The 23765-nt window shown below is 65.5% G+C and carries 21 protein-coding genes; 2 read left to right on the top strand and 19 right to left on the bottom strand.

Annotated features, from left to right (window positions below):
• Positions 1 to 208: 208 nt before the first annotated feature.
• On the top strand, positions 209 to 661 hold the full coding sequence (locus JDV75_RS06765) for an excalibur calcium-binding domain-containing protein (RefSeq protein ID WP_198738508.1): 453 nt from the start codon (positions 209 to 211) through the stop codon (positions 659 to 661).
• Between the two features lie 72 nt (positions 662 to 733).
• On the opposite strand, the gene guaA is transcribed toward JDV75_RS06765, so the two are convergent.
• The 3 genes from guaA to guaB form a co-directional block, all read right to left on the bottom strand.
• Positions 734 to 2320 carry a glutamine-hydrolyzing GMP synthase gene (guaA, locus tag JDV75_RS06760; protein ID WP_198738507.1) on the bottom strand — a complete coding sequence of 529 codons (1587 nt, stop codon included), beginning with the start codon at positions 2318 to 2320 and terminating at the stop codon, positions 734 to 736.
• Between the two features lie 75 nt (positions 2321 to 2395).
• A complete protein-coding gene (locus JDV75_RS06755) occupies positions 2396 to 3604 on the bottom strand; it encodes a GuaB3 family IMP dehydrogenase-related protein (protein ID WP_198738506.1) in 1209 nt (402 codons plus the stop codon).
• 52 nt (positions 3605 to 3656) lie between these two features.
• On the bottom strand, positions 3657 to 5183 hold the full coding sequence (guaB, locus tag JDV75_RS06750; protein ID WP_198738505.1) for an IMP dehydrogenase: 1527 nt from the start codon (positions 5181 to 5183) through the stop codon (positions 3657 to 3659).
• Between the two features lie 240 nt (positions 5184 to 5423).
• On the opposite strand from guaB, the gene JDV75_RS06745 reads away from it, so the two are divergent.
• Positions 5424 to 5795, top strand: a complete 372-nt coding sequence (locus JDV75_RS06745; RefSeq protein WP_198738504.1) for a DUF5319 family protein — start codon at positions 5424 to 5426, stop codon at positions 5793 to 5795.
• Positions 5796 to 5887: 92 nt separating this feature from the next.
• Here JDV75_RS06745 and JDV75_RS06740 read toward each other — a convergent pair whose 3' ends face one another.
• The 16 genes from JDV75_RS06740 to JDV75_RS06665 form a co-directional block, all read right to left on the bottom strand.
• Positions 5888 to 6844 carry a hypothetical protein gene (locus JDV75_RS06740; RefSeq protein WP_198738503.1) on the bottom strand — a complete coding sequence of 319 codons (957 nt, stop codon included), beginning with the start codon at positions 6842 to 6844 and terminating at the stop codon, positions 5888 to 5890.
• Positions 6841 to 7437, bottom strand: coding sequence for a sigma-70 family RNA polymerase sigma factor (locus JDV75_RS06735; protein WP_198738502.1), 597 nt, complete (start codon positions 7435 to 7437; stop codon positions 6841 to 6843). Before JDV75_RS06735 ends, JDV75_RS06740 begins: the two co-directional genes overlap by 4 nt.
• A gap of 257 nt (positions 7438 to 7694) precedes the next feature.
• Positions 7695 to 8153, bottom strand: a complete 459-nt coding sequence (locus JDV75_RS06730) for a YbjN domain-containing protein (protein ID WP_198738501.1) — start codon at positions 8151 to 8153, stop codon at positions 7695 to 7697.
• Positions 8153 to 8578, bottom strand: a complete 426-nt coding sequence (locus JDV75_RS06725; RefSeq protein ID WP_198738500.1) for a YbjN domain-containing protein — start codon at positions 8576 to 8578, stop codon at positions 8153 to 8155. Before JDV75_RS06725 ends, JDV75_RS06730 begins: the two co-directional genes overlap by 1 nt.
• A 71-nt stretch (positions 8579 to 8649) precedes the next feature.
• Positions 8650 to 9120, bottom strand: a complete 471-nt coding sequence (locus JDV75_RS06720) for a YbjN domain-containing protein (RefSeq protein WP_198738499.1) — start codon at positions 9118 to 9120, stop codon at positions 8650 to 8652.
• Positions 9120 to 9560 (bottom strand): YbjN domain-containing protein, encoded by a 441-nt coding sequence (locus JDV75_RS06715; RefSeq protein ID WP_198738498.1) that lies wholly within the window; start codon positions 9558 to 9560, stop codon positions 9120 to 9122. Before JDV75_RS06715 ends, JDV75_RS06720 begins: the two co-directional genes overlap by 1 nt.
• A 119-nt stretch (positions 9561 to 9679) precedes the next feature.
• On the bottom strand, positions 9680 to 12367 hold the full coding sequence (locus JDV75_RS06710) for a hypothetical protein (RefSeq protein WP_198738497.1): 2688 nt from the start codon (positions 12365 to 12367) through the stop codon (positions 9680 to 9682).
• Between the two features lie 29 nt (positions 12368 to 12396).
• Positions 12397 to 14226, bottom strand: coding sequence for an HSP90 family protein (locus tag JDV75_RS06705; RefSeq protein ID WP_198738496.1), 1830 nt, complete (start codon positions 14224 to 14226; stop codon positions 12397 to 12399).
• A gap of 153 nt (positions 14227 to 14379) precedes the next feature.
• Positions 14380 to 15996, bottom strand: a complete 1617-nt coding sequence (groL, locus tag JDV75_RS06700) for a chaperonin GroEL (RefSeq protein WP_198738495.1) — start codon at positions 15994 to 15996, stop codon at positions 14380 to 14382.
• A gap of 11 nt (positions 15997 to 16007) precedes the next feature.
• The gene (gene groES / locus JDV75_RS06695) at positions 16008 to 16307 is read right to left on the bottom strand and encodes a co-chaperone GroES (RefSeq protein WP_198735305.1); all 300 of its coding nucleotides are present in this window, start codon (positions 16305 to 16307) and stop codon (positions 16008 to 16010) included.
• Positions 16308 to 16510: 203 nt separating this feature from the next.
• Positions 16511 to 18031 (bottom strand): PKD domain-containing protein, encoded by a 1521-nt coding sequence (locus JDV75_RS06690; RefSeq protein WP_198738494.1) that lies wholly within the window; start codon positions 18029 to 18031, stop codon positions 16511 to 16513.
• Positions 18032 to 18102: 71 nt separating this feature from the next.
• A complete protein-coding gene (locus JDV75_RS06685) occupies positions 18103 to 18546 on the bottom strand; it encodes a hypothetical protein (RefSeq protein ID WP_198738493.1) in 444 nt (147 codons plus the stop codon).
• Between the two features lie 139 nt (positions 18547 to 18685).
• Positions 18686 to 19720, bottom strand: a complete 1035-nt coding sequence (tsaD, locus tag JDV75_RS06680) for a tRNA (adenosine(37)-N6)-threonylcarbamoyltransferase complex transferase subunit TsaD (protein WP_198738694.1) — start codon at positions 19718 to 19720, stop codon at positions 18686 to 18688.
• A 77-nt stretch (positions 19721 to 19797) separates the two neighbouring features.
• On the bottom strand, positions 19798 to 20337 hold the full coding sequence (locus tag JDV75_RS06675; protein ID WP_198738492.1) for a GNAT family N-acetyltransferase: 540 nt from the start codon (positions 20335 to 20337) through the stop codon (positions 19798 to 19800).
• Entirely contained in the window at positions 20337 to 21074 is a 738-nt protein-coding gene (gene tsaB, locus JDV75_RS06670) for a tRNA (adenosine(37)-N6)-threonylcarbamoyltransferase complex dimerization subunit type 1 TsaB (protein ID WP_198738491.1), read from the bottom strand. Before tsaB ends, JDV75_RS06675 begins: the two co-directional genes overlap by 1 nt.
• Positions 21075 to 21779: 705 nt before the next feature.
• Positions 21780 to 23765: tetratricopeptide repeat protein (locus JDV75_RS06665; RefSeq protein WP_198738490.1), on the bottom strand; the 1986-nt coding region annotated here is incomplete at its 5' end.

Raw genomic sequence — 23765 nt, 5'->3', positions numbered from 1 at the left:
CAGTAACCCAGGCCGGATTCCTCCGTCCGCGGGGTCGTTTTGCGGTGCCCGGGCCGAAAGCTGCGGATCCTGTACCCCCGGATGCGGTGCATGACCGGAATACGGCAGATCACCCGGTCGGCATCACCTACCGTGGAGAACTGAGAGTTTCTCCGGGCCTTCCCAGGATCCCCACCGCACCGTTCAGCCACCCGAATCGAGGAAAACCATGTCACCCCAGCACAGGTCCGGACCCGCACGTATCGCGCGGATCACGTCCCTCGCCCTCGGAGCCGTCCTGTCGTTGGGTCTGCTCACCGCCTGCGATGACCCGGAGGAGCCGGCCGGGGAGGACACGGGAGACCGGGTGACGGTCACGGAAACCACCACTGTGAGCACCACCGAGGTCCGGACCGAGACAAGCACGGAGACCGAGACCGTCACCGAGACGACGACGGTCACGGAGTCGCGGGAACCGGCGCCAGCGCCTGAGCCGGAGGCCAACACCCAGATGCAGGGCTTCCTCGCTCCCGCTCCCGCACCGGCGCCAGCCCGCGCCGCGTCCACGCACTTCTCGAACTGCCGGGAGGCCCGTGCGGCAGGCGCTGCCCCGCTCTACGAGGGCAGCGCCGGGTACAGCCGGAAACTCGACCGCGACGGCGACGGCGTCGCCTGCGAGTGATCCCCGGCCGGAGACAGGAGGAAGGCCCCGCACACGGTGTGCGGGGCCTTCCTCACTAAACGGGAGCGGAATCTACTCCCACTCGATCGTTCCCGGGGGCTTCGAGGTGCAGTCGAGCACGACGCGGTTGACGTCGGCGACCTCGTTGGTGATGCGCGTGGAGATGCGCTCCAGGACGTCGTAGGGGATGCGGGTCCAGTCGGCGGTCATCGCGTCCTCGGAGGACACGGGGCGCAGCACGACCGGATGCCCGTAGGTGCGTCCGTCGCCCTGGACACCGACGGAACGGACGTCGGCGAGCAGCACCACGGGGCACTGCCAGATCTCCTCGTCCAGGCCCGCGGCGGTGAGCTCGGTCCGGGCGATGAGGTCCGCGGCGCGCAGCGTCTCCAGTCGCTCGGCGGTGACCTCACCGATGATGCGGATACCCAGTCCCGGACCCGGGAAGGGTTGACGGCTGACGATCTCCTGTGGCAGGCCGAGCTGCCGCCCGACCGCACGGACCTCGTCCTTGAACAGCAGGCGGAGCGGCTCGACGAGCTCGAACTCGACGTCGTCGGGCAGGCCACCGACGTTGTGGTGGCTCTTGATGTTCGCGGTACCGGAGCCGCCCCCGGACTCGACGACGTCCGGGTAGAGGGTGCCCTGTACCAGGAAGTCCACCGAGGATCCCTCGGGGGCGGACTCGAGGACACCCGCGACGGCGCGCTCGAAGGAACGGATGAACTCCGCGCCGATGGCCTTGCGCTTCGCCTCGGGGTCGGTGACACCGGCCAGCTTCGACAGGAAGGCGTCCTGCTCGTGGACGGTGACCAGCTTCGCGCCGGTCGCGGCGACGAAGTCCCGCTCGACCTGTTCCCGCTCCCCGGCACGCAGCAGACCGTGGTCCACGAACACGCACGTCAGCCGGTCACCGATGGCGCGCTGCACCAGTGCCGCGGCGACGGCGGAGTCGACGCCACCGGACAGTCCGCAGATCGCACGCCCCTCCGGTCCGATCTGCGCGCGGACCGCCTCGACGAGCTCGTCGGCGATGTTCGCCGCGGTCCAGTTCTGCTCGATCCCGGCGATCTCGGTGAGGAACCGGGTCAGCACCTCCTGGCCGTGCGGGGAGTGCAGGACCTCGGGGTGGTACTGGACACCGGCCATGGACCGTTCCGCGCACTCGAAGGCGGCGACCGGTGCGCCGGCGGAGGACGCGGTGACGGTGAATCCCTCGGGTGCGGCGTGCACGGCGTCGCCGTGGCTCATCCACACCTTGTGGGTCGCCTCAAGGCCGTCGTGCAGGACGCCGCCGTTGACGTTGAGATCGGTGCGCCCGTACTCGCGGTCCCCGGTGTTGGCCACGGTGCCCCCGAGAGCGTGGGTCATGGCCTGGAAGCCGTAGCAGATACCGAACACCGGAATCCCCAGGTCGAGCAGCTCGGGGCGCAGCTCCGGCGCGCCCTCCGCGTAGACCGAGGACGGTCCACCGGAGAGCACCAGCGCGGCGGGGTTCTTGGCCCTGATCTCCTCGACGGTGGCGGTGTGCGGGACGACCTCGGAGTAGATCCGTGCCTCACGCACCCGGCGGGCGATCAGCTGCGCGTACTGGGCGCCGAAATCGACGACGAGCACCGGGCGGTGGTTCGTTGCGGTAGCTTGCTTTGAGTCAGTCACGGGACGTACTTTACCGCACCCGCCGACCCGTCCCGCGCCCGGAACGACCCGCCCGGGCACGGGGAATCGGGGAACTCAGAAACCGAAGCCGGCGGAGACGCTGAGCTGTACCCGCTGGAAGCTCTTCAGGTCGGTGTAGCCGCACTTGGCCATCGCCCGGCGCAGTCCGCCGACGTAGTTGAGCATGCCGTGCGGATCGGTGGACGGGCCGTGGAGCACGGTCTCCAGGGTGGGGGCGTTCTCCGTGGCGTCGACACTGCCGGAGTCCGGCCCATTCAGCTCCGCGGCGAACGTGACGTCCACCCAGGACGGCTCGACGATGCCCCGGGGGAACCGCGGATGCGCCGCGGAATGGGGCCAGTAGCAGCCCTTCGCAGCGGCCTCCCGCGCCTTGGCCAGCGGATGCCCGAGAATGACACCGTCCGCACCGCAGGCGATGGCGGTCGCCGCGTCCCCGGAGGTCTCGATCTCCCCGTCGGCGATGATGTGCACGTAACGCCCGCCCGTCTCATCGAGGTAGTCGCGGCGGGCCGCGGCGGCGTCGGCGATGGCCGTGGCCATCGGACAACCGATGCCCAGAGCCACGTCGTTGGTGCTCGCGCCGCCACCGACGATGACACCGGCCGCGCCGGTCCGCATGAGGTGCAGCGCGGTGGTGTAGTCCGCGACACCGCCGGCGATGACCGGTACGTCGAGGGAGCCGATGAATTCCTTGAGGTTCAGCGGTTCCCCACCAGTGGCCACGTGCTCGGCGGAGATCATCGTGCCCTGGATGAACAGCAGCTCGGCACCCGCCTTGATCACGACGGAGGCGAGTTCCCGGGCGTGCTGCGGGGTGACCCGGACGGCGACGGTGGTGCCGGAGGCACGGACCTCGGCGATGCGGGCGGTGAGCAGATCCTCGTCGATCGGGGCCGCGTGCAGTTCCTGCAGGACACGGGTCGCCTCGGAACCGTAGAACTCGGGGCCGGACATCTCGGCGTTGATGGCGTCCCGGACACGCTCGACGGCTCCCTCGAGGTCGGTCTGTCTACCCCACAGACCCTCGGCGTTGATGACGCCGAGCCCGCCCTGGCGGCCCATCTCGATGATGAACTCCGGGGTGGCCAGGGCATCGGTCGGGTGGGAGATGAAGGGGTTGTCGAAGGTGTAGGCGTCGATGTGCCAGCTGGTGTCGACGTCCTTCGAGGACCGGGTGCGCCGGGAGGGGATGATCTGGATGTCCGACAGCCGGTAGCTGCGGCGGGCCTCGCGCCCGATTCCGATTTCGACGATGTCACGCATGGTGGTGGTGCTCCTTGGGTGGTGTGCCCGACCGGGGCCGGGCGGCCGGGGTTCAGCGCTGGTAGTAGTTGGGTGCTTCGACCGTCATCTGGATGTCGTGCGGGTGGGATTCCCGCAGACCGGCGGCGGTGATCTGGACGAACCGGGCGCGCTGCAGGTCCTCGATGGACGCGGAACCGGTGTAGCCCATCGCGGCCCGGAGTCCGCCGACGAGCTGGTGGGTGATCGCGTCGATCGAACCGCGGAACGGGACGCGCCCCTCGATGCCCTCGGGGACGAGCTTCTCCTCGCTCTTGACGTCGGCCTGGAAGTAGCGGTCCTTGGAGAAGGAACGCTTCTCGCCGCTCAGGCCACGGCCCTGCATCGCGCCGAGGGAACCCATGCCGCGGTACATCTTGTACTGCTTGCCGTTGACGACGACCGTCTCACCGGGCGCCTCCGAGGTGCCGGCGAGCAGCGAGCCGAGCATCACGGTGGACGCGCCGGCGGTCAGTGCCTTGGCGATGTCACCGGAGAACTGCATGCCGCCGTCGGCGATGATCGGCACACCGGCGGCCTTCGCGGGCACGGCGGCCTCCATGATCGCGGTGATCTGCGGCGCACCGACACCGGCGACGACGCGGGTGGTGCAGATGGAGCCGGGCCCGATGCCGACCTTGATGGCGTCAGCACCGGCGTCGATCATGGCCTGCGCCGCGGCGCGGGTCGCGAGGTTGCCTCCGATGACGTCGACCTTGTGTCCGAACTCCTTCTTCACCCGGGACACCATCTCCAGCACGCCGCGGTTGTGGGCGTGCGCGGTGTCCACGACCAGCACGTCGACACCTGCGTCGACGAGTGCCGCGGCGCGGCCCCATGAATCGTCACCGGTACCGATGCCCGCGCCCACGAGCAGACGTCCGGACGCGTCCTTGGATGAGTCCGGGTACTTCTCCGTCTTCACGAAGTCCTTGACCGTGATCAGTCCGACCAGACGCCCCTCGTCGTCGACGATGGGGAGCTTCTCCACCTTGTTCGCGCTGAGCAGCTGGAGCGCGTCCTCCTTGGCGACGCCCTCCTTGGCCACGACGAGCGGCGTGGCCGTCATGACCTCGGCGACCTTCCGGGAGAAGTCCCGCTCGAAGCGCATGTCCCGGTTCGTGCAGATACCCACGAGCCTGCGGTCCCCGTCGATGACGGGGAGGCCGGAGATGCGGTAGCGGGCGCACAGGGCGTCCACCTCACCGATCGTCATGTCCGGGGTGCAGGTGACCGGGTCGGTGACCATTCCGGACTCGGAGCGCTTCACCATCTCGACCTGCTGGGCCTGGTCCTCCACCGACAGGTTGCGGTGCAGGACACCCATGCCACCCTGCCGTGCCATGGCGATGGCCATGCGCGCTTCCGTGACCGTGTCCATCGCGGCCGAGATCAGCGGAATGTTCAGCCGGATGTTGCGTGTGAGCTGGGAGGAGGTGTTCACCTCACTGGGGATCACATCGGAGGAGTCCGGGATCAGCAGGACATCGTCGAAGGTGAGTCCAACGAGCGCGACCTTGTTCGGGTCATCGCCCCCGGTGGAGACGCGGTTGTCAGTCAAGGTGGGTCATCCTTTTCTCGGGTGGTGGGGCTGAATCGGCACGGGGTTTCCCTCCCCGGAACGGCTTCCGGCGCCCGTTCTCACGATCGGGTCCGGAGACACGCCCGAGCTGCATCGGGTCGGAGAGGTGCCATGACATACAACAGTAGCGCGCAGGGTGATAGCGGGGGGCACCGACCGGGAGTTCGTTTCGCCTGTCTTTGGTTGCCGTTTACGGGCCACACCCTTAGGGTGGCCTGTGTGAACTTCGATTCTATGATGCCGCCGGATCCCTTCGCGGGAGACCCGAACGACCCCGCGTCGTTCCTTGAGGCGGACGAACCACTGCCGCCACTCAGCGATGAGGAACGCGAGCGGGTCCGCGAGGATCTCGAGCTCGTCGGCGAATTCCGCCGTGCGCTGGAACCCCGGGGAGTTCTCGGAGTGTTCTTCATGTGCGAGGACTGCGACGAACAGCACTACTACGACTGGGACATCATGGCGGCGAACATGCGCGCCACCCTCGCCGGGGAGCTGTCCCCCGTGCACGAACCGTCCGCGCGCCCAGATCCCTCGGCCTATGTCCCCTGGGACTACTGCCTCGGGTTCCTCGACGGGATGGAGGCGCGGTAGACCGCACCGGTATATCGGACTCGTGTCCCCCGGGACACGGAAAACCCCGGATCCTCCAAGACAGGGTTCCGGGGTTTCGTCGTCTCCGCGGATCAGCTCTGACCGGGCGGCAGGGCAGCGTCGGTCGTGGGGGCTGGCCCGGCGGGGACGTCGACCACCTCCCCGACGTTGTCTGCGGCCGCTCCCCCACCACCGCCCGGAACCGGAGGCATCTCGGTGTCATCACCGGGTCCGTCCGGGACCGGTAACGGAGAGGTCGTGGGCGGCGTCGCAGACGGCGGCACCGCAGGTACCCCGGGCTCGGTAGCGGGGAGAACGTTGTTCGGCGTCGACGAGGGGACCTCGACGGTGGAGGTGACGGTGACGGTCATCGGCTCCGGCGGTGTGGGCTGTTCGGGTGTGGCGGTGACCGTCACGGTACGGGTGGCCAGCGGACGTTTGCCCGCCTCGGTTTTGTCAGCGTTCCGCGCATTGATCTCCTTCGCCATGAGCTTGGCCTGCTCCAACAGCTCCAGAGCTCCGGCGACATCACCGTTGGCGTTGCGGTTGTCCGCTTCCTCCAGGGTGCTCGCGAGCTCCACGACGGACGCGTGGTCCCCGAACATGGCGGTGTTGACGCCCCAGAGGGCGCTCCCGGGTTCCGCGTTGTAAACGGCGGTGCCGCCGCCCGCGATGACGAGTGTCGCCGCCGCCGCACCGATCAGCCCGTGAACGAAACCGGGGACGCCCCGGCGGCGCGCCTCCAGGCTGACCACCCGCGCGCCACCACCGTCACCGGCGGCAGGTTCCTCTACCACGGTCCCGGTGACGGGGGCGAACCGGGTGGTCGCCGGTGCAGCGTCGGTCAGACCCAGCTGATCGAGCGACGGGGCCGGCGGCATCGGTGCGTCGACCTCCGCCTTGAGACCGAGCAGCAGCCCGGCAAGTTCATCGTCTCCCCCGGAGGGGTCAACACCGTGGGCGAGGTCGTCAAGGAAAGCGTCGGTGCGGAACAGGTCGTCTCCCTGTCCCCCACCCACGCCCGCGTCCTCGGGTCGGTGGTCACTCATGCCTGGTGCTCCTGCTCATTCAGCTTCTTCCGCAATGCTGCGAGCGCCCTGTGCTGGGCCACTCTGACTGCTCCTGGGGTACTCCCCACGATTCGCGCGGTTTCCTCCGCGGACAAGCCCACGAACACCCGGAGGGTGACTATTTCACGTGCCTTGTCACTCAATGAATCGAGAAGTGCGTGCACTCTGTTACTACCGTCGCTGACCAGCGCATAGTCTTCAGGCGTGTCTCCGTCCCGGATGTAGTCGGGCACCTCATCGGTGGGATTCGACAGATCCCTCGACAGCGACCGGTGCGCGTCCGCCACCTTGTTGGAGGCGATCCCGTAGACGAATGCCATGAACGGACGGCCCCGGTCGACATAGTTCGCGACGGAAGTCGTCACAGCGAGACAGATCTCCTGGGCCACATCCTCAGGTGTGGGGTGCCGCCCGCCGCTGATCCGGGCGCGGGCGTACCGCAGCACCATCGGATGCACGATCTCCATGATCCGTTGGAGCGCAGACCGGTCGCCACCGGCCGCCAACGGCACAAGTGCCGCCAGTTCGCGCTCTGCATCATTCACGCTGTGGACCTCTGCATATTCCGACATTTCTGGACACGCTAACCCCGAACCTCCGCCTGCGGCATGATACTGACAGGCGGAAGGCACGGGCTCACTGTCTCGACAGTCTAGTTCACTTAGGGCGCGCCGGGGCTCAGGACCGGACAGGTACCCCGGTGTAGCGCCGTCCGCGGTCGATTCCGGGGATCCGGCCGGGGGATCGGCGGGCCCGCCGGGTACTCTCCGGGCGTGATTCCCGCGGTCTTCCACGAATGAGCAACCGGTGGGTCTCCCGCGGCTCCGGGCTAACCGGCGGTGAGCCCGAACTCCGTGCAGAATCTGTCGATGGTGGGCAACACACCCTTAAGCATCAGGTCAAGCTGCTTGTCCAGCTGTGCGTCCGTGAGACCGGCCTTGATGAATATCCCACCCTCGGCCTTGATGTGGATTCCGTCGGCGTCACGTTTCTTCAGTGCGGTGATGAGGTGGTTTCCGGCGTTGAATGCCGTCGTCCAACCGAGAACATCGTCCTCCCGGTCGACGGGCAGGCGGGGGCGCATCTCGGCACTGACGACGGCGAAGGCGTCGGATGCGAGGATGAACATGACCGGAATGCCGTTGAAGAAGCAGTAGTACACGGGCAATTCACCCTGCATCTTCGACACCGCGAGATTCTGCCTGGCCAGGGACTCCTCCAGGCGTTGCGGGGTGACCGGCGTGGGGTCGTCCGCGACCTTCTTCGAACCGAACTTGAACCAGGCCATCAGTTGTCTCCTTCTTCCACCGGCTGCACGAGGCCGGGAAATTCTTCGTCGATTCTGTCGGCCGCGCGGAAACTGACCTCGAACGCGACGTCTATGAAGGTGCCGAGCTGCTCGTCCGTGAGCCCGGTGTCGGTATCGACCACATTCTCGAAGACGATGTTGTTGCCGTCGCCCGAGATAACCGTTCTCGGCATAACCATTTCCGTGTTGAGGGCGTTGGCGGCTGCGGCCGCGCGTCCTTCATCGTCCTTCAGCTTTCCACGCCGATAACCGGCGATCCGGAGCAGGTCCTCTCCGATGGTGAAGAAGAAGAAGATCTCCTCGTAGCCGACGACGATGTCGTTGTCGTTGTCCCTGGAGAAGCTGAGCCCTTTGCCGGTGAGATAGTTCTCCACCCGGGCATCGGTGACCCTGGGTAAAGCCATGTGCTGTACTTCCTTTCACTTGTCTGCGCGGGCCTACGGCCCGCAGGTATCGGGGAGAGTCGACCGTGGGGTCAGTTGTCCTCCCCCGGGGTGCCGGGTTCGAGATCGAACTCCTGGCAGAAGTTCCCCATGGTGCTCAGGGTCCCGACGAGCATCAGCTCGATCTGCTCGTCGAGCTGTTCCTCCGTGAGCCCGCCCTCAATGAAGAGCATCCCGTCGGCCGCGGCGTAGATGCCGTCGTCATCGACGTTCTTCACGGTGGTCACGAAGTGGGTTTCGGCGTTGACCGTCTTCGCCCAGCCGAGGACCTCCTCTTCCCGTTCCACCGGCAGTCGCTCAAAGGTCGAGGCGCTGAACACCACGGCGAAGGGGAAGGAGGCGTCCACGATGACCGGGAAACCGTTGATGATGCAGTAGAACCGTGGGGCTCCGTCATCGGCACGGTCAGTCGTGAGTTCCTGGCGGGCCAGTGCAGCCTCGATGCGTTCCGGGGTGACCGGCGTGGGGACCTCGGCGGTCGTCTTCGATTTGAACCAGGCCATCAGTTCTCCTCCTCGGGGGACTCTTCTGCTGCGGGTGCGAGGTCGGGAAGATCAGTCGCGAGGCGTTCCGCCACCATGAAACTCGTCCGGAGAGACATGACGAGAAATGCTCCGAGCTGCTCGTCCGTGCGCCCCGCGGTCGTCTTCAGCGCATTCTCGAAGATGATGCTCGGCCGCGTGCCCCCGATGACCGTCTTCGGTGCCACGAGATCCTGATTCAGGGCATTGGCTGCGGCGAGCGCCCGACCGACCGCATCATCGTCCGTCAGTTCCGCGTGCCACCATCCCGAGACCCGCAGAAGGTCCTCCTGAACGGTGATGAAGAATGTGAGACCGTCGAAACCGACGACGATGTCGTCATCGTCGTCCCTGCCGAAGTTGAGGCCCTCACCGGTGAGGAAACTCTCCACCCGGGCGTGGGTGACCTTGGGTAACGCCATGTTCGGTGTATCCCTTCATGTCTGGGGCCCTCCCGGCCACGGCCGTGCCGTCCGGGGTGTGCTGGAGCACACGGCCCACTGTAGTTTTATGTGACTATTCTCGCTATACGGGGATCGATTCAGTGGTCCCCCACTTCCCGGATCCGCTGTTCGGCCGCACGTCGTACGGGGTGACCGATGAACCGCTTCCCGGCCAGGACCCCGAGTGCCTCGCGGGCCGCCTCCACGGAGGCCTCCGGCTCGTCGCCGTAGAACCGGGCATCGGACGCCATCATCAGGGCGCGCGCCCGGTCCACGGGTTCATGGAGCTGTTCGAACCCGGACGCCGCTGCGGTTGCGTAGTCCACCGCAGCGAGGAACCGCATCGCGTAGAGGTACATGTACGCCTTGTCCACCAGCCAGTCCGCCTCCCGCCATTCCGGGGTCTTGGGTCCCGGGTGCTCGGGATCGTTGACCAGGACGCGCAGGGTGTCGAGGAGATCATCGACGACGGCCATGTCGGCGTCTCCCACATATCCGGGCTGATTCACCGCTGCGGCACAGCACTTGTAGAGCGCCAGGGCGTAGGCCTCGCGGTACCTGTCCACCTTCTCCCGCAGCTGCCCCTCCGAGCCGTCTCCCGCCGCGAGACGATCGGCCGCTTCCCGCCACATGGAGCGGGACACCTCGATGATCCGGTGCCAGGTCGACACCGCTCGACGGGATTCCCCGGCGTGGTCGAACGCGACTGCCGCCTGCTGCAGCGCCCCGAGCTCCCGATCCCGGTCCATCCGCCGGGCCATGTGCCCGGCGATCTTGAGAAGTTCCTCCCCCGCTTCGTCGTGGAACTCGAGCTTGGCGAAGACCCGGACCAGCGATTCACGGAGATCCAGTTCGGCCCGCGACCCGGGATACCCGGAGATCTTCATCAGTGCCGTCTCGAGGACCTCCGCGGCCTCGTGGTACCGGTGCGCGGAGATCAACAGTTCCCCGAGTGTCTGCGCCGCGATGAAGGTCAGACCGGGTAACTCAGCCGCGGCACAGAGGTTGAGCATCTGCCGGGCGCAGTCGATTCCCTCATCGAGGTAGCCCGCGTCACGGGCACCCCGGGCGAGGAAGAGCAGGGCCGTCAGCCGTACGCCGACGGGTTCAGCCGACCCGGTCCGCATCGCGGTGTCCGCGGCCTGGCAGGCCTCCATGACCTGTCCCGAGCGGAGGGCCGCCGCGGCCTCCTCGATCAACCGGTACGCAGGGTCTCCGGTCGTGCCGGGGAGTTCCTCGGTCTCGGCGTCGAGATCGACCCCGAGGAACCACTCCGCGTCGCCGACGGCACGCTGCCACGCACCTCGAAGCTCGTCGGGCACACCGGCGGCCTCCGGGCTGGTGCGCAGCCCGGGATGGTCGAGCAGGAGGTGGACCGCATGGTGCCAGTGGACGGTCTCGATCTCGTCTCCCACCGCAGCGTTCGCGGCGAGTGCCTCCGCGAGATCGTCTCCGCGCCACCAGCCGGTGACGTCGATGGGGACCACCGGTGGTTCGTCCTCCCCCGGATCCGGGGCCGTCGTGGTCTCCGTGGCCGGTCCGGTGGATGCCCCGGGGGAGGTGATGACCTGGTAGTCGGCTTCATCGGGGGTGAACATGCCGGACACGTCGGCGACGGTGCCCTCCGTCGGTTCGGGCAGCGGGGTGACGGGTTCCGGCTCGATGAGCCGATGCAGCGACGCGACGTGCACCGCGTGCTCCATGCCCGGGCGGGCGTCGAACTGTTCGGCGATCGTCGTGGCGAGGTTGAGGAACCAGGCCCGCGCCTCGGCGAGGGTCGGGTGAGCCAGCGTCTCGATGCCGGTCACCCACGGCAGGCTCTCACCGGGCAGAGTGACATCCAGGGTGCGGTCCGTGGCACCGGGGATCCGGTCGAGGAGCACGACCGCGGCGGCGGCGAGATTCAGCAGGTCCCGGTGGTCCTCGGCGCGTTCCCACCAGGGCAGGTGACGGATGAGGATGGCCTCGGCCCGCTCGAGGCGTTCCGGTCTGCCGGCGGCGCCGGACAGTGCGAGGTAGCGGATGTGGTCCGCGTGCTGGGCGAGATCGGCCGGGTCGCGGCGGTAGCGGCGGTATCCGCGCACGTGGGCGGCCCAGGCCCTGGCGTCCTGCCCCGTCCGCAACCAGGGTTCGAGCATCTCGGTGAGCAGTCCCTCGGGTTGTGACGAGCAGCTGTTCTCCATGTCGGGAAGCGCCGCCTCGCCGATCTCCCGGGCGATCTCCCACTCACCGCGGCTGGCGTGATACTCGACCCGCTGTTCGGGGCCACAGCCGGCGCAGTCGGCGAGCTCGGAGTCGGGGAGGCCCAGCCACTCGGCATAGGTGTCCTCGACCCCGTCCCCGCCGGTGTTCCGGAGGAATCCCAGGCGGCGCATCGCCACGGCACGTCCCGGATCCCCCAGCTCCCGGTAGTAGTCGGTCATCAGATCGAGCAGCGAGCGGTACTGCGCGACGGGCACATCCGGGTTGTTCGCCACCGCGGAGAGCACGTACTTGAGGTTCCAGGCGTGCTTGTGGTGCAGGCCGGGACTGAACAGATCGGGCCGGCGGGAACGCATCTCCTCGACGTACGAGAAGGGCGCGATGCAGCGGTAGTTCCGCCCGTCCATGCAGTAGGCCGTGCAGAGTTCCGCGTGGCAGATCAGTGCCTCCTCCAGCCGGTCGGTGTCGACGGCGAGCTGGGCGGCCTCCGCCCAGAGTTCACTGCAGGTGCTCCCCCACGGTGTGCTGTCGGCACGGTGCATGAGGAGGCGGAGTTCGTCGTGCTGGTTGTCGGACTCTGTCATGGGGTGCTCCTGGTCGTCGGGTACGTGGTTCATGCGGTGTCGCCGCCATCGAGGGACGCGCTGATCAGTGCGGTGAAGAGGTTGGAGGACCATGCCCGCACCTGGGCGTCCATGCGGTGTCTGCCACTGAGGAGGGCCTGGACGTAGAACCCCCGGATCGCCGATTCCACGACCACCGGGCTACCGCCGCCGACGGCGGCCCCGGCGAGCTGGTGGATGATGCCGGCGTCGGCGTTCAGGATCAGCTGCGGCGCGTGGTCATCGGCCTTCTCGGGGTGCATGAGATCGACCAGCCCGGCGAACAGACCCTCGTCGCGCCGCTGCCTCTCCTCCAGCGCCCGGCCCGCGGCATCCGGGTTGGGCAGGAACAGAACCGCCATCGTGGCGGGCAGGAACTTCCGCACGACGATGTTCAGTTTCTGTCCCTCGAGGGCGAGTTCGGCGGCGTCCACGAGAGGGATCAGCGCCGCCTCGGTACCGAGGTCGACCTTCTCGAGGACACCGAGGACATCCCGGGGGTCGAGTTCGGCGATGTCCGCTTCCGGGCGGTCGAGTCTGATCTGACCGATGACCTCCTCGTCGTAGGAGAAACCGGCGTTTACGATGCACAGTCCGTTGGCCTCGGCCACGGGGCGCAGGGCGCGGAACCGGTCGTCGGTCGTCGCGTAGGCGATCCGCCCGTGTTTCCCGAGGATCTCGTCTAGGGTGAGCATCCCGAGTGAGGTGGAGAACGGGACGCTGGAGGCGACCAGTGCGCGGGTCTCCGCGTCGGTCACGGCCAGGGCCTTCAGCCCCGTGAGGTGGAGGGCGAGGAACTCGCGGAACCGGGCGGGCTCCCGCTCGGCGAGGTTGTTCATCCAGTCCCGGATCGCGGTACCGATGCCCTGTCGGGTCTCCTCCAGCAGTTCGTCGTCGAACAGGCCCTCGCGGGAGGCGGTCGGTTTGAGGTGTTCCGCATCGGCGACGACACGGACGAAGTACGCCCACTCCGGCACGACGTCGTAGGCGCGCTCGGACAGCAGCATCCGGCGCAGATACACGCGGTGGTGCTGTTCCTGGCCGGGATGTCCCGCACGCGCGGACACGAATGCGATCCCGCGGAGACCTGCGACGGGAACATCGAGTGGAACCTGGTCGAAGGGAGCGAATCCGAACTCCTCGTCACACCATCGGGCCGCAGCGTCCCGATCCATCTCCCAGGGCGCGACCGCCGCGCTGAGGCACTCCGGCTCGGCTCCCCTCCGGGCGAGGGTCACCGTCACCGGGAGGTGACTGCCGTAGGACAGGATCCGGCGGCGCAGCACCTCGTGTTCGGCGTGCCGCTCCCCCGGCATCACGTCGAGGGTCACGGTGGTGCCGGGGCCGGTGAGCTCCGGGGGAAGTTCGTCGTCGGTGACCACGCCCGCGGACCAGGTTCCGTCGTTGGAGCCACGCCAGCACACCGGTTGCCCGGGGGTCGCGGCGGAGCGACTGTGGACGGTGATCCGTGGGGAGACCATGAAGCAGGACAGTAGTCCGATACCGAACTGCCCGATGAAGTCGCTGCGGGACATCCCCCACTCGTCGCGTTTCGACGACGCCCCGATGGTGGCGAGCAGCCCCTCGGCCTGCTGCGGGGTCAGTCCGATGCCGGTGTCGGTGACGGTGATCGTGGTGCCGTCGGTGACGATCCGGATCTCGGCGGGGCAGCCGGGGTCGATCGCGCGGTGTGCGGTGATCGCGTCGACGCCGTTCTGCAGGAGCTCCCGGACGAAGACCTGGGGGCCGGAGTAGAGGTTCCGGCTGAGGATCTCGACGATCCCGCCGAGATCGACCTGGAAGTTGTGGCTCTCAGCGCGTGCGCCGTCGGGCTGGGTCATGGATCGTTCGATGCCTTTCTCGGACGGTCTCCGGGGACTGCACCAAGAATACGGTTTCCCCGCGAAAATGGAGCAGACCCGGCCCCTCCTTCCACCGGACGTCGGGCGTTCGGTGTGGTGGGGCCGGGTCTGTACCGGTGTCAGTCCTTCGACCTAGTGATGGTGGTGTCCACCGGCCGCGGAATCATCTTCCTCGGCGGGCTTCTCCACGATCGACGCCTCGGTGGTGAGCACCATGCGGGCGACGGAGGTGGCGTTGACCACCGCGGAGTGGGTGACCTTCACGGGATCGATGATGCCCGCGTCGATGAGGTTGCCGTACTCGAGCGTGGCGGCGTTGAAACCTTCACCGTTCGGCAGTTCGGCGGTCTTGGCGACGACGACGGAACCGTCGACGCCTGCGTTCTCGGCGATCCAGAACGCCGGCTTGACCAGCGCCCGGGACAGGGCGAGGACGCCGACCTTGGCGTCACCCTCGAACTCCTCGGCGTAGGTCTTGAGCTCGCGGGCGATCTGCACGAGTGCGGAACCGCCGCCGGCGATGACACCCTCCTGCGCGGCCGCACGGGCTGCGTTGATGGCGTCCTCGACACGGAGCTTGCGCTCACTGACCTCGGTCTCGGTGGCGGCGCCGACCTTGATGACGGCGATACCGCCGGACAGCTTCGCCAGGCGCTCCTGCGCCTTCTCCCGGTCCCAGGAGGAGTCCGTGGACTCGATCTCACGGCGGATCTGGCCGCGACGGTTCTCGACCGCCTCCGCGCTGCCCGCGCCGTCGACGATGACGGTGGAGTCCTTCGTGACGGTGATGCGGCGTGCGGAGCCGAGTGCGTCGAGGTCGATCTCGGAGAGGTTGATGCCGACCTCCGGATCGACGATCGTCGCGTCGGTGACGACGGCGAGATCATCCATGAACGCCTTGCGACGGTCACCGAAGTACGGGGACTTCACGGCGACGATCTTCAGCGTCTTGCGGATCGAGTTGACCACCAGCATCTGCAGCGGCTCACCCTCGATGTCCTCGGCGACGATGAGGACCTGCTTGCCGGAGTCGACGATCTTCTCCAGCAGGGGGAGGAAGTCGGGCAGGGAGGAGATCTTGTTGCGCACCAGGAGGATCAGTGCGTCATCGAGGATCGCCTGCTGCGCGTCGATGTCGGTGATGAAGTACGGGGACAGGAACCCCTTCTCGAAGGAGATGCCCTCGGTGATGTCGAGGGTGGTGTCCATCGTCTGGGACTCCTCGACGGTGACGACACCGTCCTTGCCGACCTTCTCCATCGCGCCGGCGACCATCTCGCCGACCTCCGGGTCGCGGGAGCTGACGGTCGCGACGTTGGCGATGTCCGATGCGGAGGCGACCTCGTTGGCGCGTTCCAGCAGCAGTTCGACCGTGCGCTCGGCGCCGGCGGCGATACCGCGGTTCAGCTCGATCGGGTTCGCGCCGGCCGCGACGTTGCGCAGGCCCTCGTTGATGAGTGCCTGGGCGAGCAGCGTCGCGGTGGTGGTGCCGTCGCCGGCGATGTCGTTCGTCTTCACGGCGACGGACTTCACCAGCTGGACGCCGAGGTTCTCGAAGGGCTCGTCGACGTCGATCTCACGGGCGATGGTCACACCGTCATTGGTCACGGTCGGGCCACCGAAGGGCTTGTCCAGCACGACGTTACGGCCGCGCGGGCCGAGGGTGACCTTGACCGCGTCGGCCAGGGTGTCTACACCGGCCTGGATGCCCTTGCGGGCCTCCTCGTTGAATGCGATCAGTTTAGTCATGGAAAACCCTCTTACTTGGTCACGATGGCGAGAATGTCACGGGCCGAGAGAATGAGGTACTCCTCGCCCGCGTACTTGATTTCGGTGCCGCCGTACTTGGAGAAGATGACGGTGTCACCCTCGTTGACGTCCAGCGGGATGCGGTCGCCCTTGTCGTCGAAGCGGCCCGGGCCGACGGCCACGACGGTGGCCTCCTGCGGCTTCTCCTTGGCGGAGTCCGGGATGACCAGGCCGGATGCGGTGGTGGTCTCAGCTTCGTTGATCTGGACGAGGATCTTGTCCTCGAGGGGCTTGATGTTGACGTTCGCCACGATGAATTCCTCCATGTGCTCGGGAAGTTGAATGTGATTGTGCCGGTTGAGCTTGCCCAGCACAGCCGTCGTCGCGGGTGAACAACTGTGTGTCAAACAACCTACTGGCACTCTACCCTCGCGAGTGCCAGCACTCAACCGCGTGGTGTGCCACCCGGCGCCTGCCCCGGGACCGCACCACCCGGCACTCCCCGTGCTTTCCGTCACACACTCCCCGCCCGCGCGGGCATCGACCGGAACGCCGTATCCAACTCGGCGGCGACATCACCGGAATAGATCCGTACCCACCGGCGATCCACCCCGGTACGGCCCAGGGAATCCGTCACCGTCAATGTCACCGGATAGGTTCCCGGGGCCCGCCACACGTGTTCCACATACTCCCGGCCCGCAGGATCCACGACCGTACCGTCCCCGAAATCAAGTCTCTGCCGGACGGGCCCGTCGACGAACACACGGGACAGCATTCCCGTCACTCCGGCGGGTTGACCGGCGAACCAGATCCCCGGCGCGTCGAGGACCGCATTCGGCGCCGTCACCTGATCGGTTACCGTCGTGAGAACCACGGATGCGGCGCCGGCCGCAGTATGGCTGATGATCTTCCGCCCCGCGCGTACCTCCGTATCGGTCACCGTGATCACGTTCCGTACCGAACGCCCCTCGGGCTCCGGATCCGTGAGGATGTCACCGATGGGCGGTCCGTCGGGAGCGGAAAGGACAGCCGCGACGGCCCGGGTGTCCCGGGTCGGTGGAAGCAGCCACCGAGCCGCCCCGTCGCGCACCACCGCCACTCCGACGCGCGACTCGGGGTTGGCCCCGGTGACCGCCTGCACTATCCGGGGAATCCCGCGCACGAGAGCCGCGAGAACCGCCGGGTCGGAGGTGTCGAGGACCAGGATCTCTTCGACGGGGCGGGTCACCGCGACGCGTTCCCCACCGTCCAGCTGCGCACGTGCCCGGGCCATCCAACCGGTGAACGTTTCGATCACCGCGCGGTCCGCAGCATCCTCGTCGGGATTTCCGGTCAGGTAACTGGTGTGGGTATCCACCGACGTTCCGCCCGGATCGCAGAAGATGTCGTTCCGGTAGCAGTAGTCGATGCCCTCCTGTCGCGGGGCATTGAGCGAGGGTGCCGGTTCCCAGGGCCACACAGCAGGGAATGCACGACCGGGAACCACCGGTGCGCTTCCGGTGTTCCGGGGCACGCGGCCGTCCCGCATCGGATTGCCCAGGTACAGCACACCCGGTAGATGGGCGGCGTCGGCGAGCGCCCGCTCGGCACCGTTGAACACCATCGCGCCCTGCGAATATCCGACGGGGATGACCACCGGTTGGCATCCGGCCGCCTGCATGTCGGCCACCCGCCGCACGGTGGACCGGCGTCCCTGCTCGATGGATGTCATGATTTCGTCGAGACGCCAGGCCTCGACGGCGGGGTACTCCTCCGGGGTCAACGCCCGGACCGAGAATCCGTGGAGATCGGCGCGTTCCAGCAGCCGGGCGATGCCCTCCCCCTCCCACCCCGTCGACGGGCCGACTGCCCCGGGATACTGCCGGGGGCCGCTGAACTCAGATCCTGACCCCCGGGCGGCGAGAACCACCGGCTCCGGGCACAGCGGAACCGTCGGCGAGGTCGCGGTCTGCGCCGCAGCGATCCCGGTGGTGCCCGCCGACGCCCCGGTGAGCAGCAGCGCGAGGAGCGCAGGGACGATTCTGCTGCGGGACATGGGGCACTCCTGACGGCCTGTCGTTCGTTTTCCCGGCAATCCTAGCCGGAACCACAGCACCAGTGCTGAAACTAGGAGACGTCGGCGTCATTCTCCCGGCGCGCGATGGCGAGCACCGATCCACGCCACAGCGAGTACTCGTCGGTCTCGTCATCCCGGTAGTTGCGCACCGCCCGAATACCGCGGTCGACCTTGGCGATGTCCTTCTCGGTGACATCCGCACCGTCCGCACCGATGAAGATCACCGGCCCGCAGATGGCGGACGTCGGATCGGTCAGGAAATTCGCGTTGCCCGTGGCAGCCTTGTTCCGGGCCATCGACGCCACCGGGTTCGGTTCCGCACCGTTCGCTTTCGCCCCCGCCGAGTACAGCGCCGCCAGGGTCTCGCCGTCGTCCTGGAAGGCGACGTAGACGCGGTCGTTCTCGAGGTCGCCGAGGAAGCGGGCCGCCTCGTCGATCTCGAAGGTGAGGGTGCGGCTGGTCAGATCGGGGTAGACCAGGTAACCGATGCTCATGCGGGGGATACTCCAGGGGTTTCGTCGGGACGGGCAAAGTTCAACGAAGCAAAGGTATCCCGTCCGGCGCACCGGGAACGGCGATGTCGGGGCATCTTCCCCGACAATTCACCGGCGCGTACCCGGTTGTTTCCCGGGGTTACACCTGCGGGATCTCAACATCGAGGCCGGGGTCCGTCCCCGCCGACAGCTCACTCGGCCCAGCACCCGCAGCGATCCGGTGCGCGGCGAGAGCCGCGATCATCACGCCGTTGTCCGTGCAGAGTCTGAGTTCCGGGACCCGGAGCTCGACACCGGCGGCACGGCAGCGTTCCTCAGCCAGTTCCCGCAGCCGGGAGTTCGCGGCCACTCCCCCACCGAGGAGCAGCACCTTCGCCCCGACGTCCCCGCACGCGCGGACAGCCTTCCGGGTGAGGACGTCAACCACGGCCTCCTGGAACGACGCGCACACGTCCGGCACGTCGATGACCCGCCCCTCGCGCTCGGCGGCCTCGACGTGGCGTGCCACCGCCGTCTTCAACCCGGAGAAGGAGAAATCGTGGCGGGAATCATCGCGGCGCATCATGCCCCGCGGGAAGTCCACCGCCCTCGGGTTCCCCCGCCTCGCCAGGCGGTCGATGACCGGGCCACCCGGGTATCCGAGCCGGAGCAGACGCGCGACCTTGTCGTAGGCCTCACCCGCGGCGTCGTCCAGGGTGGACCCCAGCTCCCGCATCGGCAGCCCGACACCGTCGACCTCGAGCAGCTGCGTGTGACCGCCGGAGACCAGCAGCGCCACCGAGTGCGGCAGGTCTCGGCCGTCGAGCGTCGCCACCGCGACATGCCCGCCGAGGTGGTTGACCGCGTAGAACGGCACCCCCCACGCCGCCGCGAAGGCCTTCGCCGCGCTCGCGCCCACGAGCAGCGCACCGGCGAGCCCGGGACCGATGGTGCACGCCACGGCATCCGGGCGGTCGATGCCCGCCTGCCGGAGTGCCTCCCGGGTGACCGGGCCGATCGACTCCAGGTGCGCACGCGACGCGATCTCGGGCACGACGCCGCCGAAACGGGCGTGCTGATCCATCGACGAGGCGACGACGTCCGCGAGGATCTCCAGTTCGGGTGTCACCCCGGGACCGTGGGTGATGCGCACGATGCCGACGCCCGTCTCGTCGCAGGAACTCTCGACGCCCATGACGATGGTGCGGCGGATCGTGTCGTCACCGTTCTGTGCCGGTTCCGGGATGGTCGACGTGTTCACAGGTCGTGTCCTCACAGGTTGTCTCCGGTGGCAGTCCGCGCTGATGCGGGATCGCGACGCATGGTGTACGCGTCCGCACCCGACGGCTGATAGTAGTTGCGGCGCACACCCAGACGGACGAATCCGTACCGCTCGTACAGGGTGATGGCCGGTTCATTGTCGCACCGCACCTCCAGGAACACCGGGCCGGAGCGTTCATCGGCGGCGGCGAGCATGGCCTCCAGCAGCTGACGTCCGATACCGCGACGCTGGTGTGCGGGGTCCACACCGATGGTGTGCACCTCGAACTCGGGGTCATCAGGAGGGCCGGCCATGGCGAGGATCGCGTAGCCGACGAGGCCCCCTGCCCCCTCGACCGTGGCACCCGGACCACGGGACTGATCCGCGTCCCCGGTCTCCACCGCCGCGAGGCAGAGGCAGAACGGGTTGGCCATCTCCGAACGGAACGCCGCGGCACTCCACGGATCATCCCCGGGGAAGAGAATCCGCTCAAGCTCGGAGCACCGCTGCGCGTCGCTCGGGGAGAGACGCCGGATGACGACGGAACCCATCACAGTTCCACGTCCGGCACAGCCGGGCTGATCGGCTTCGGCTTCGGCGGCACCGCGTCCGGGCGTCGCAGGTAGAGCGGGACGATGGGCACCGGTTCGCAGTCCAGATCGGCCGCACGGACGAGCGATACCGGCGACGGGGAGAGGTTCAACGCCTGCACCTCGGCGAGTGTGTCGACGCGGAGCTTCTCCGCCAGGCTGTCCGGGACGCTGAGCGCACCGACGACACCGACGAGTTCAGCGACGTCGGCGGGCTTGTTCACCGCCGGTCCCCCGACCCGGACAGGTACCCCACCGGTGTCGGTGCGCTCGTAGCTGCCCCAGTAGACCTCCCGTCGGCGCGCATCGGTGGCGACGAGAAGCCGGGACTGTCCGGGATTCTTTTCCGCAAGCTGGATCGCAATCGAGTCCAGCGAGCACACACCGTGCACCGGGATACCGAGAGCCTCCCCGAAGGCGGTGGCGGTCGCCATCCCCACTCGCAGACCGGTGAACGGCCCCGGCCCACTCCCGACGACCACCGCGTCGAGATCCGCCGGCTTCAAACCGGCCTCATCGAGACACTCCAGGATCGACGGCGTCAGACGCTCCCCGTGCTGGCGGCAGTCCGGGAGAATGCGCTCGGCAACGGAGCGAAACACAGGACGGGTGGTTGAACCGTCGACCGGCACGCCGAAGGCGGCGACGATACCGGTGACGATGGTCGGCGTGGACGTGTCGATGACGAGGATGTGCACGGGGGACACTGTAGTGCACACGGTTCGGGCTCGGGCTCAGAAGTCAAGGAACGCGAGAAACTGCCGAAGTGGTGATGCAATTTTGCCGACTACCGGGTATTTGAGCCCCCAAGGAAAATCCTGATGAAGACCGCAGACACAGCTGCATACCGGGACGCAGACACACGACGCATGAATACGCGATACAGCAGTTGAAGGTATAGGACGACGGATCATTCCACCCGAAAATCTGACCACTAATATCAAATAGATGAAACCTGATCCAACATATACCACATTTGATTAAACCCGAAGATAGATTGAAACTCGAATTTCCAGATCCGCCCAAGACTCAGCATACCTACCATAACCACACCCACTACCTTCGAAGAACCCGAAAATCCGAAATTACGGAGCGCAGCTTTATTATGCCCCCGAAAAAAAGAGTCGCACTCGAGCGATCTACAGCAAAGATTGATCAGGAATCCGAGTTCAGCAATATCAATATCCTCATCACCACAAATATGAACGGTCCGCCCGAGATCGAGCCAGAAACTACCACCATCGCCCTTCGGACATATCCGCCTAAATATGAAATGTACTATACAATTCCGGTAATTTTATCCAACCGAATATAATTAAAGTCGTTTATCGGTAAATCATCGCGGTCGGACCGGTAATAGAACGACGCTACCGATCACAAATCATCCACGTACGGAAACAGGTCTATTTCACCTGTATCGTGAGGCGCTCATCGTTCACCAGCCAGTCCCCTAAAGCGATATGCCCATCCGGCATTCTCAGCTTCGGCGCTTCCGACATGCGTAAACGTGCCCCCGCAATTAGCCCCACAGAACCGCCCAAAGTTAAAGCCGATCCCACACAACCGATACCATCCGGAATTTCTTCATGAAACCGACTTCCCACGAAAGAATCACGACGAAGAATAAGTCCTCCGACGGAATCATTCTCAAAAGCTGGACCACGTTGAGGAAAAACCAACCCCAATAAGTGATCCTCCGATGCGAACCAGGGGAGAAAATTAGTCTCCTGACGAGACGGAAAGATACTGCTGCCCCTGCCCAGGATCTCAGTGTGATGCACTCCGGCATTAACGACGGTTTCCACGAGATCACATATCAATCTCTCATTTTTCATCAACACAGCCAACCGGAAAACCAGGACAATGGATTTCGATGTTACCTGAGCCCAATGTGATCGTGCAGATGCGGTCGCGAAAGTCGATTTTACACGGTTAAAAAGAATCATCGCGGGAAGCGCCAAATCAAGGGCGGACTGCAACTGCGACAACTCCCCCTCTCCACACGTGAAATCGCGCGCTGTTCTGCAATTATTTGAGCTACCGCCGACTGTTTTCTCAAAAATCAATTGAGCCCGTTCCACATCAATCCACGCACAGGGCAGCAAATTCAGGTCCTCTGAAGACGAATATATTTTTCGCGCCTTTTTAAAAAATGACTCCGCGCGGTCCCACTGACCGTGTGCGGCACAATGTCGAGCCCGCAATTCTAATGCATTTACTTTTCCAAATGCTATGTTCATATCCTCATAGATAAATGAGGCTGCGTCGATGTACTTTTTGAATTCAACCTCATTTTCCTCCTGTGAAGAAATCAACGCTAGCCATAAGAGGCATCTTGCTTCCTCTAATCTATTTTTTTTACACCTCCAAATATTAAGACACTTTTCAATTTGAGGCTTCACCCCTTCAATCTGACCCAATTCTCGCGAAATGAGAGCCAACTGCATATCGCAATATGCCTCAGATTCTAACGAGGCACTACGTCTATACATTCTTTTTGCTATAAGCTGCAGCGTTCGCGAATCCTTATACTTTTCTAACTCAAAATATATCAAACCGAGCGAATGAAGACAGTTTGCGACAGATGTTTGGGTGTTTCCATTATTCACTTTTCCAAAAGTCTCAATCGCAAGCTGAGTGTCGTCGACCGCCTTTGCCAGATTACCACTTCTTCGCTCAAGAATTCCCCGAGAGTGCAGACAACGGGCCACCCCAGCTTCATTCCCTAAACTCTGGTATATCAAGATGGCCAAATCTAATAGGTCTCTCGAATACGAGAGGTTTCCGAAATCCCGCTCGACGCGAGACCACGCTTTGACAACCTCCGCGCATTTCAGATCGGATTCGCACTCATTGAACAACTCATAAGCTTCTCGAAAATGGTCACGGGCTTCAATACCGTTGATTCTCCAAAATATGATTCCAAGCTCTAATTGACATTCTGCCCGCACCATTGCCATTGTTTCCGCTGATACTTGATTCAGTTTTTCGAGTGCCCGGCCCTGAAAAGCAATTGCTTCGCTTCGGTTTCCGATTCGTCGCGCCAGCCGCCCGCGTTCAACAAGAAAAACCGCCTGCGCAAATCTGTCTTGGTTTTCTACGGCAGATTTATAGGCACTGTTTAAAATACGGTCCGCCCGAGCGGCTTCATTTTTAGTCCACGCTTCTTCGACTCCGTAAATAATGGGATTTATATCCATCGCCGCGTCGGGCGAATTTCCACTGCGGAAATAGTAGGGTCGATCCTCTTTTCCGGATGGTACGAAGTCTCGTCGTTTGAGGGCTTCCTCCGCAGCCCGCACAGCAACCCGAACATCCTCCACCGAACCCTCAAAACACCCCACCACACACACCCCATCCCCATAAAAACCAACAACCACAACAACCAA

It is taken from the genome of Corynebacterium meridianum (assembly GCF_016342265.1).
Lineage (GTDB): Bacteria > Actinomycetota > Actinomycetes > Mycobacteriales > Mycobacteriaceae > Corynebacterium > Corynebacterium meridianum.
The sequence above is the reverse complement of the archived record's forward strand: the minus strand, read 5'-3'. Positions and strand labels throughout refer to the sequence as shown.

What these genes read in the sequence shown, in the direction of transcription:
- JDV75_RS06765 (WP_198738508.1), top strand. Translation starts at nt 209, where the DNA reads ATGTCACCCCAGCACAGGTCCGGACCCGCACGTATCGCGCGGATCACG.
- JDV75_RS06755 (WP_198738506.1), bottom strand. Translation starts at nt 3,604, where the DNA reads ATGCGTGACATCGTCGAAATCGGAATCGGGCGCGAGGCCCGCCGCAGC.
- JDV75_RS06740 (WP_198738503.1), bottom strand. Translation starts at nt 6,844, where the DNA reads ATGAGTGACCACCGACCCGAGGACGCGGGCGTGGGTGGGGGACAGGGA.
- JDV75_RS06735 (WP_198738502.1), bottom strand. Translation starts at nt 7,437, where the DNA reads ATGTCGGAATATGCAGAGGTCCACAGCGTGAATGATGCAGAGCGCGAA.
- JDV75_RS06730 (WP_198738501.1), bottom strand. Translation starts at nt 8,153, where the DNA reads ATGGCCTGGTTCAAGTTCGGTTCGAAGAAGGTCGCGGACGACCCCACG.
- JDV75_RS06725 (WP_198738500.1), bottom strand. Translation starts at nt 8,578, where the DNA reads ATGGCTTTACCCAGGGTCACCGATGCCCGGGTGGAGAACTATCTCACC.
- JDV75_RS06720 (WP_198738499.1), bottom strand. Translation starts at nt 9,120, where the DNA reads ATGGCCTGGTTCAAATCGAAGACGACCGCCGAGGTCCCCACGCCGGTC.
- JDV75_RS06715 (WP_198738498.1), bottom strand. Translation starts at nt 9,560, where the DNA reads ATGGCGTTACCCAAGGTCACCCACGCCCGGGTGGAGAGTTTCCTCACC.
- JDV75_RS06710 (WP_198738497.1), bottom strand. Translation starts at nt 12,367, where the DNA reads ATGACAGAGTCCGACAACCAGCACGACGAACTCCGCCTCCTCATGCAC.
- JDV75_RS06705 (WP_198738496.1), bottom strand. Translation starts at nt 14,226, where the DNA reads ATGACCCAGCCCGACGGCGCACGCGCTGAGAGCCACAACTTCCAGGTC.
- groL (WP_198738495.1), bottom strand. Translation starts at nt 15,996, where the DNA reads ATGACTAAACTGATCGCATTCAACGAGGAGGCCCGCAAGGGCATCCAG.
- JDV75_RS06690 (WP_198738494.1), bottom strand. Translation starts at nt 18,031, where the DNA reads ATGTCCCGCAGCAGAATCGTCCCTGCGCTCCTCGCGCTGCTGCTCACC.
- JDV75_RS06685 (WP_198738493.1), bottom strand. Translation starts at nt 18,546, where the DNA reads ATGAGCATCGGTTACCTGGTCTACCCCGATCTGACCAGCCGCACCCTC.
- tsaD (WP_198738694.1), bottom strand. Translation starts at nt 19,720, where the DNA reads ATGGGCGTCGAGAGTTCCTGCGACGAGACGGGCGTCGGCATCGTGCGC.
- JDV75_RS06675 (WP_198738492.1), bottom strand. Translation starts at nt 20,337, where the DNA reads ATGGGTTCCGTCGTCATCCGGCGTCTCTCCCCGAGCGACGCGCAGCGG.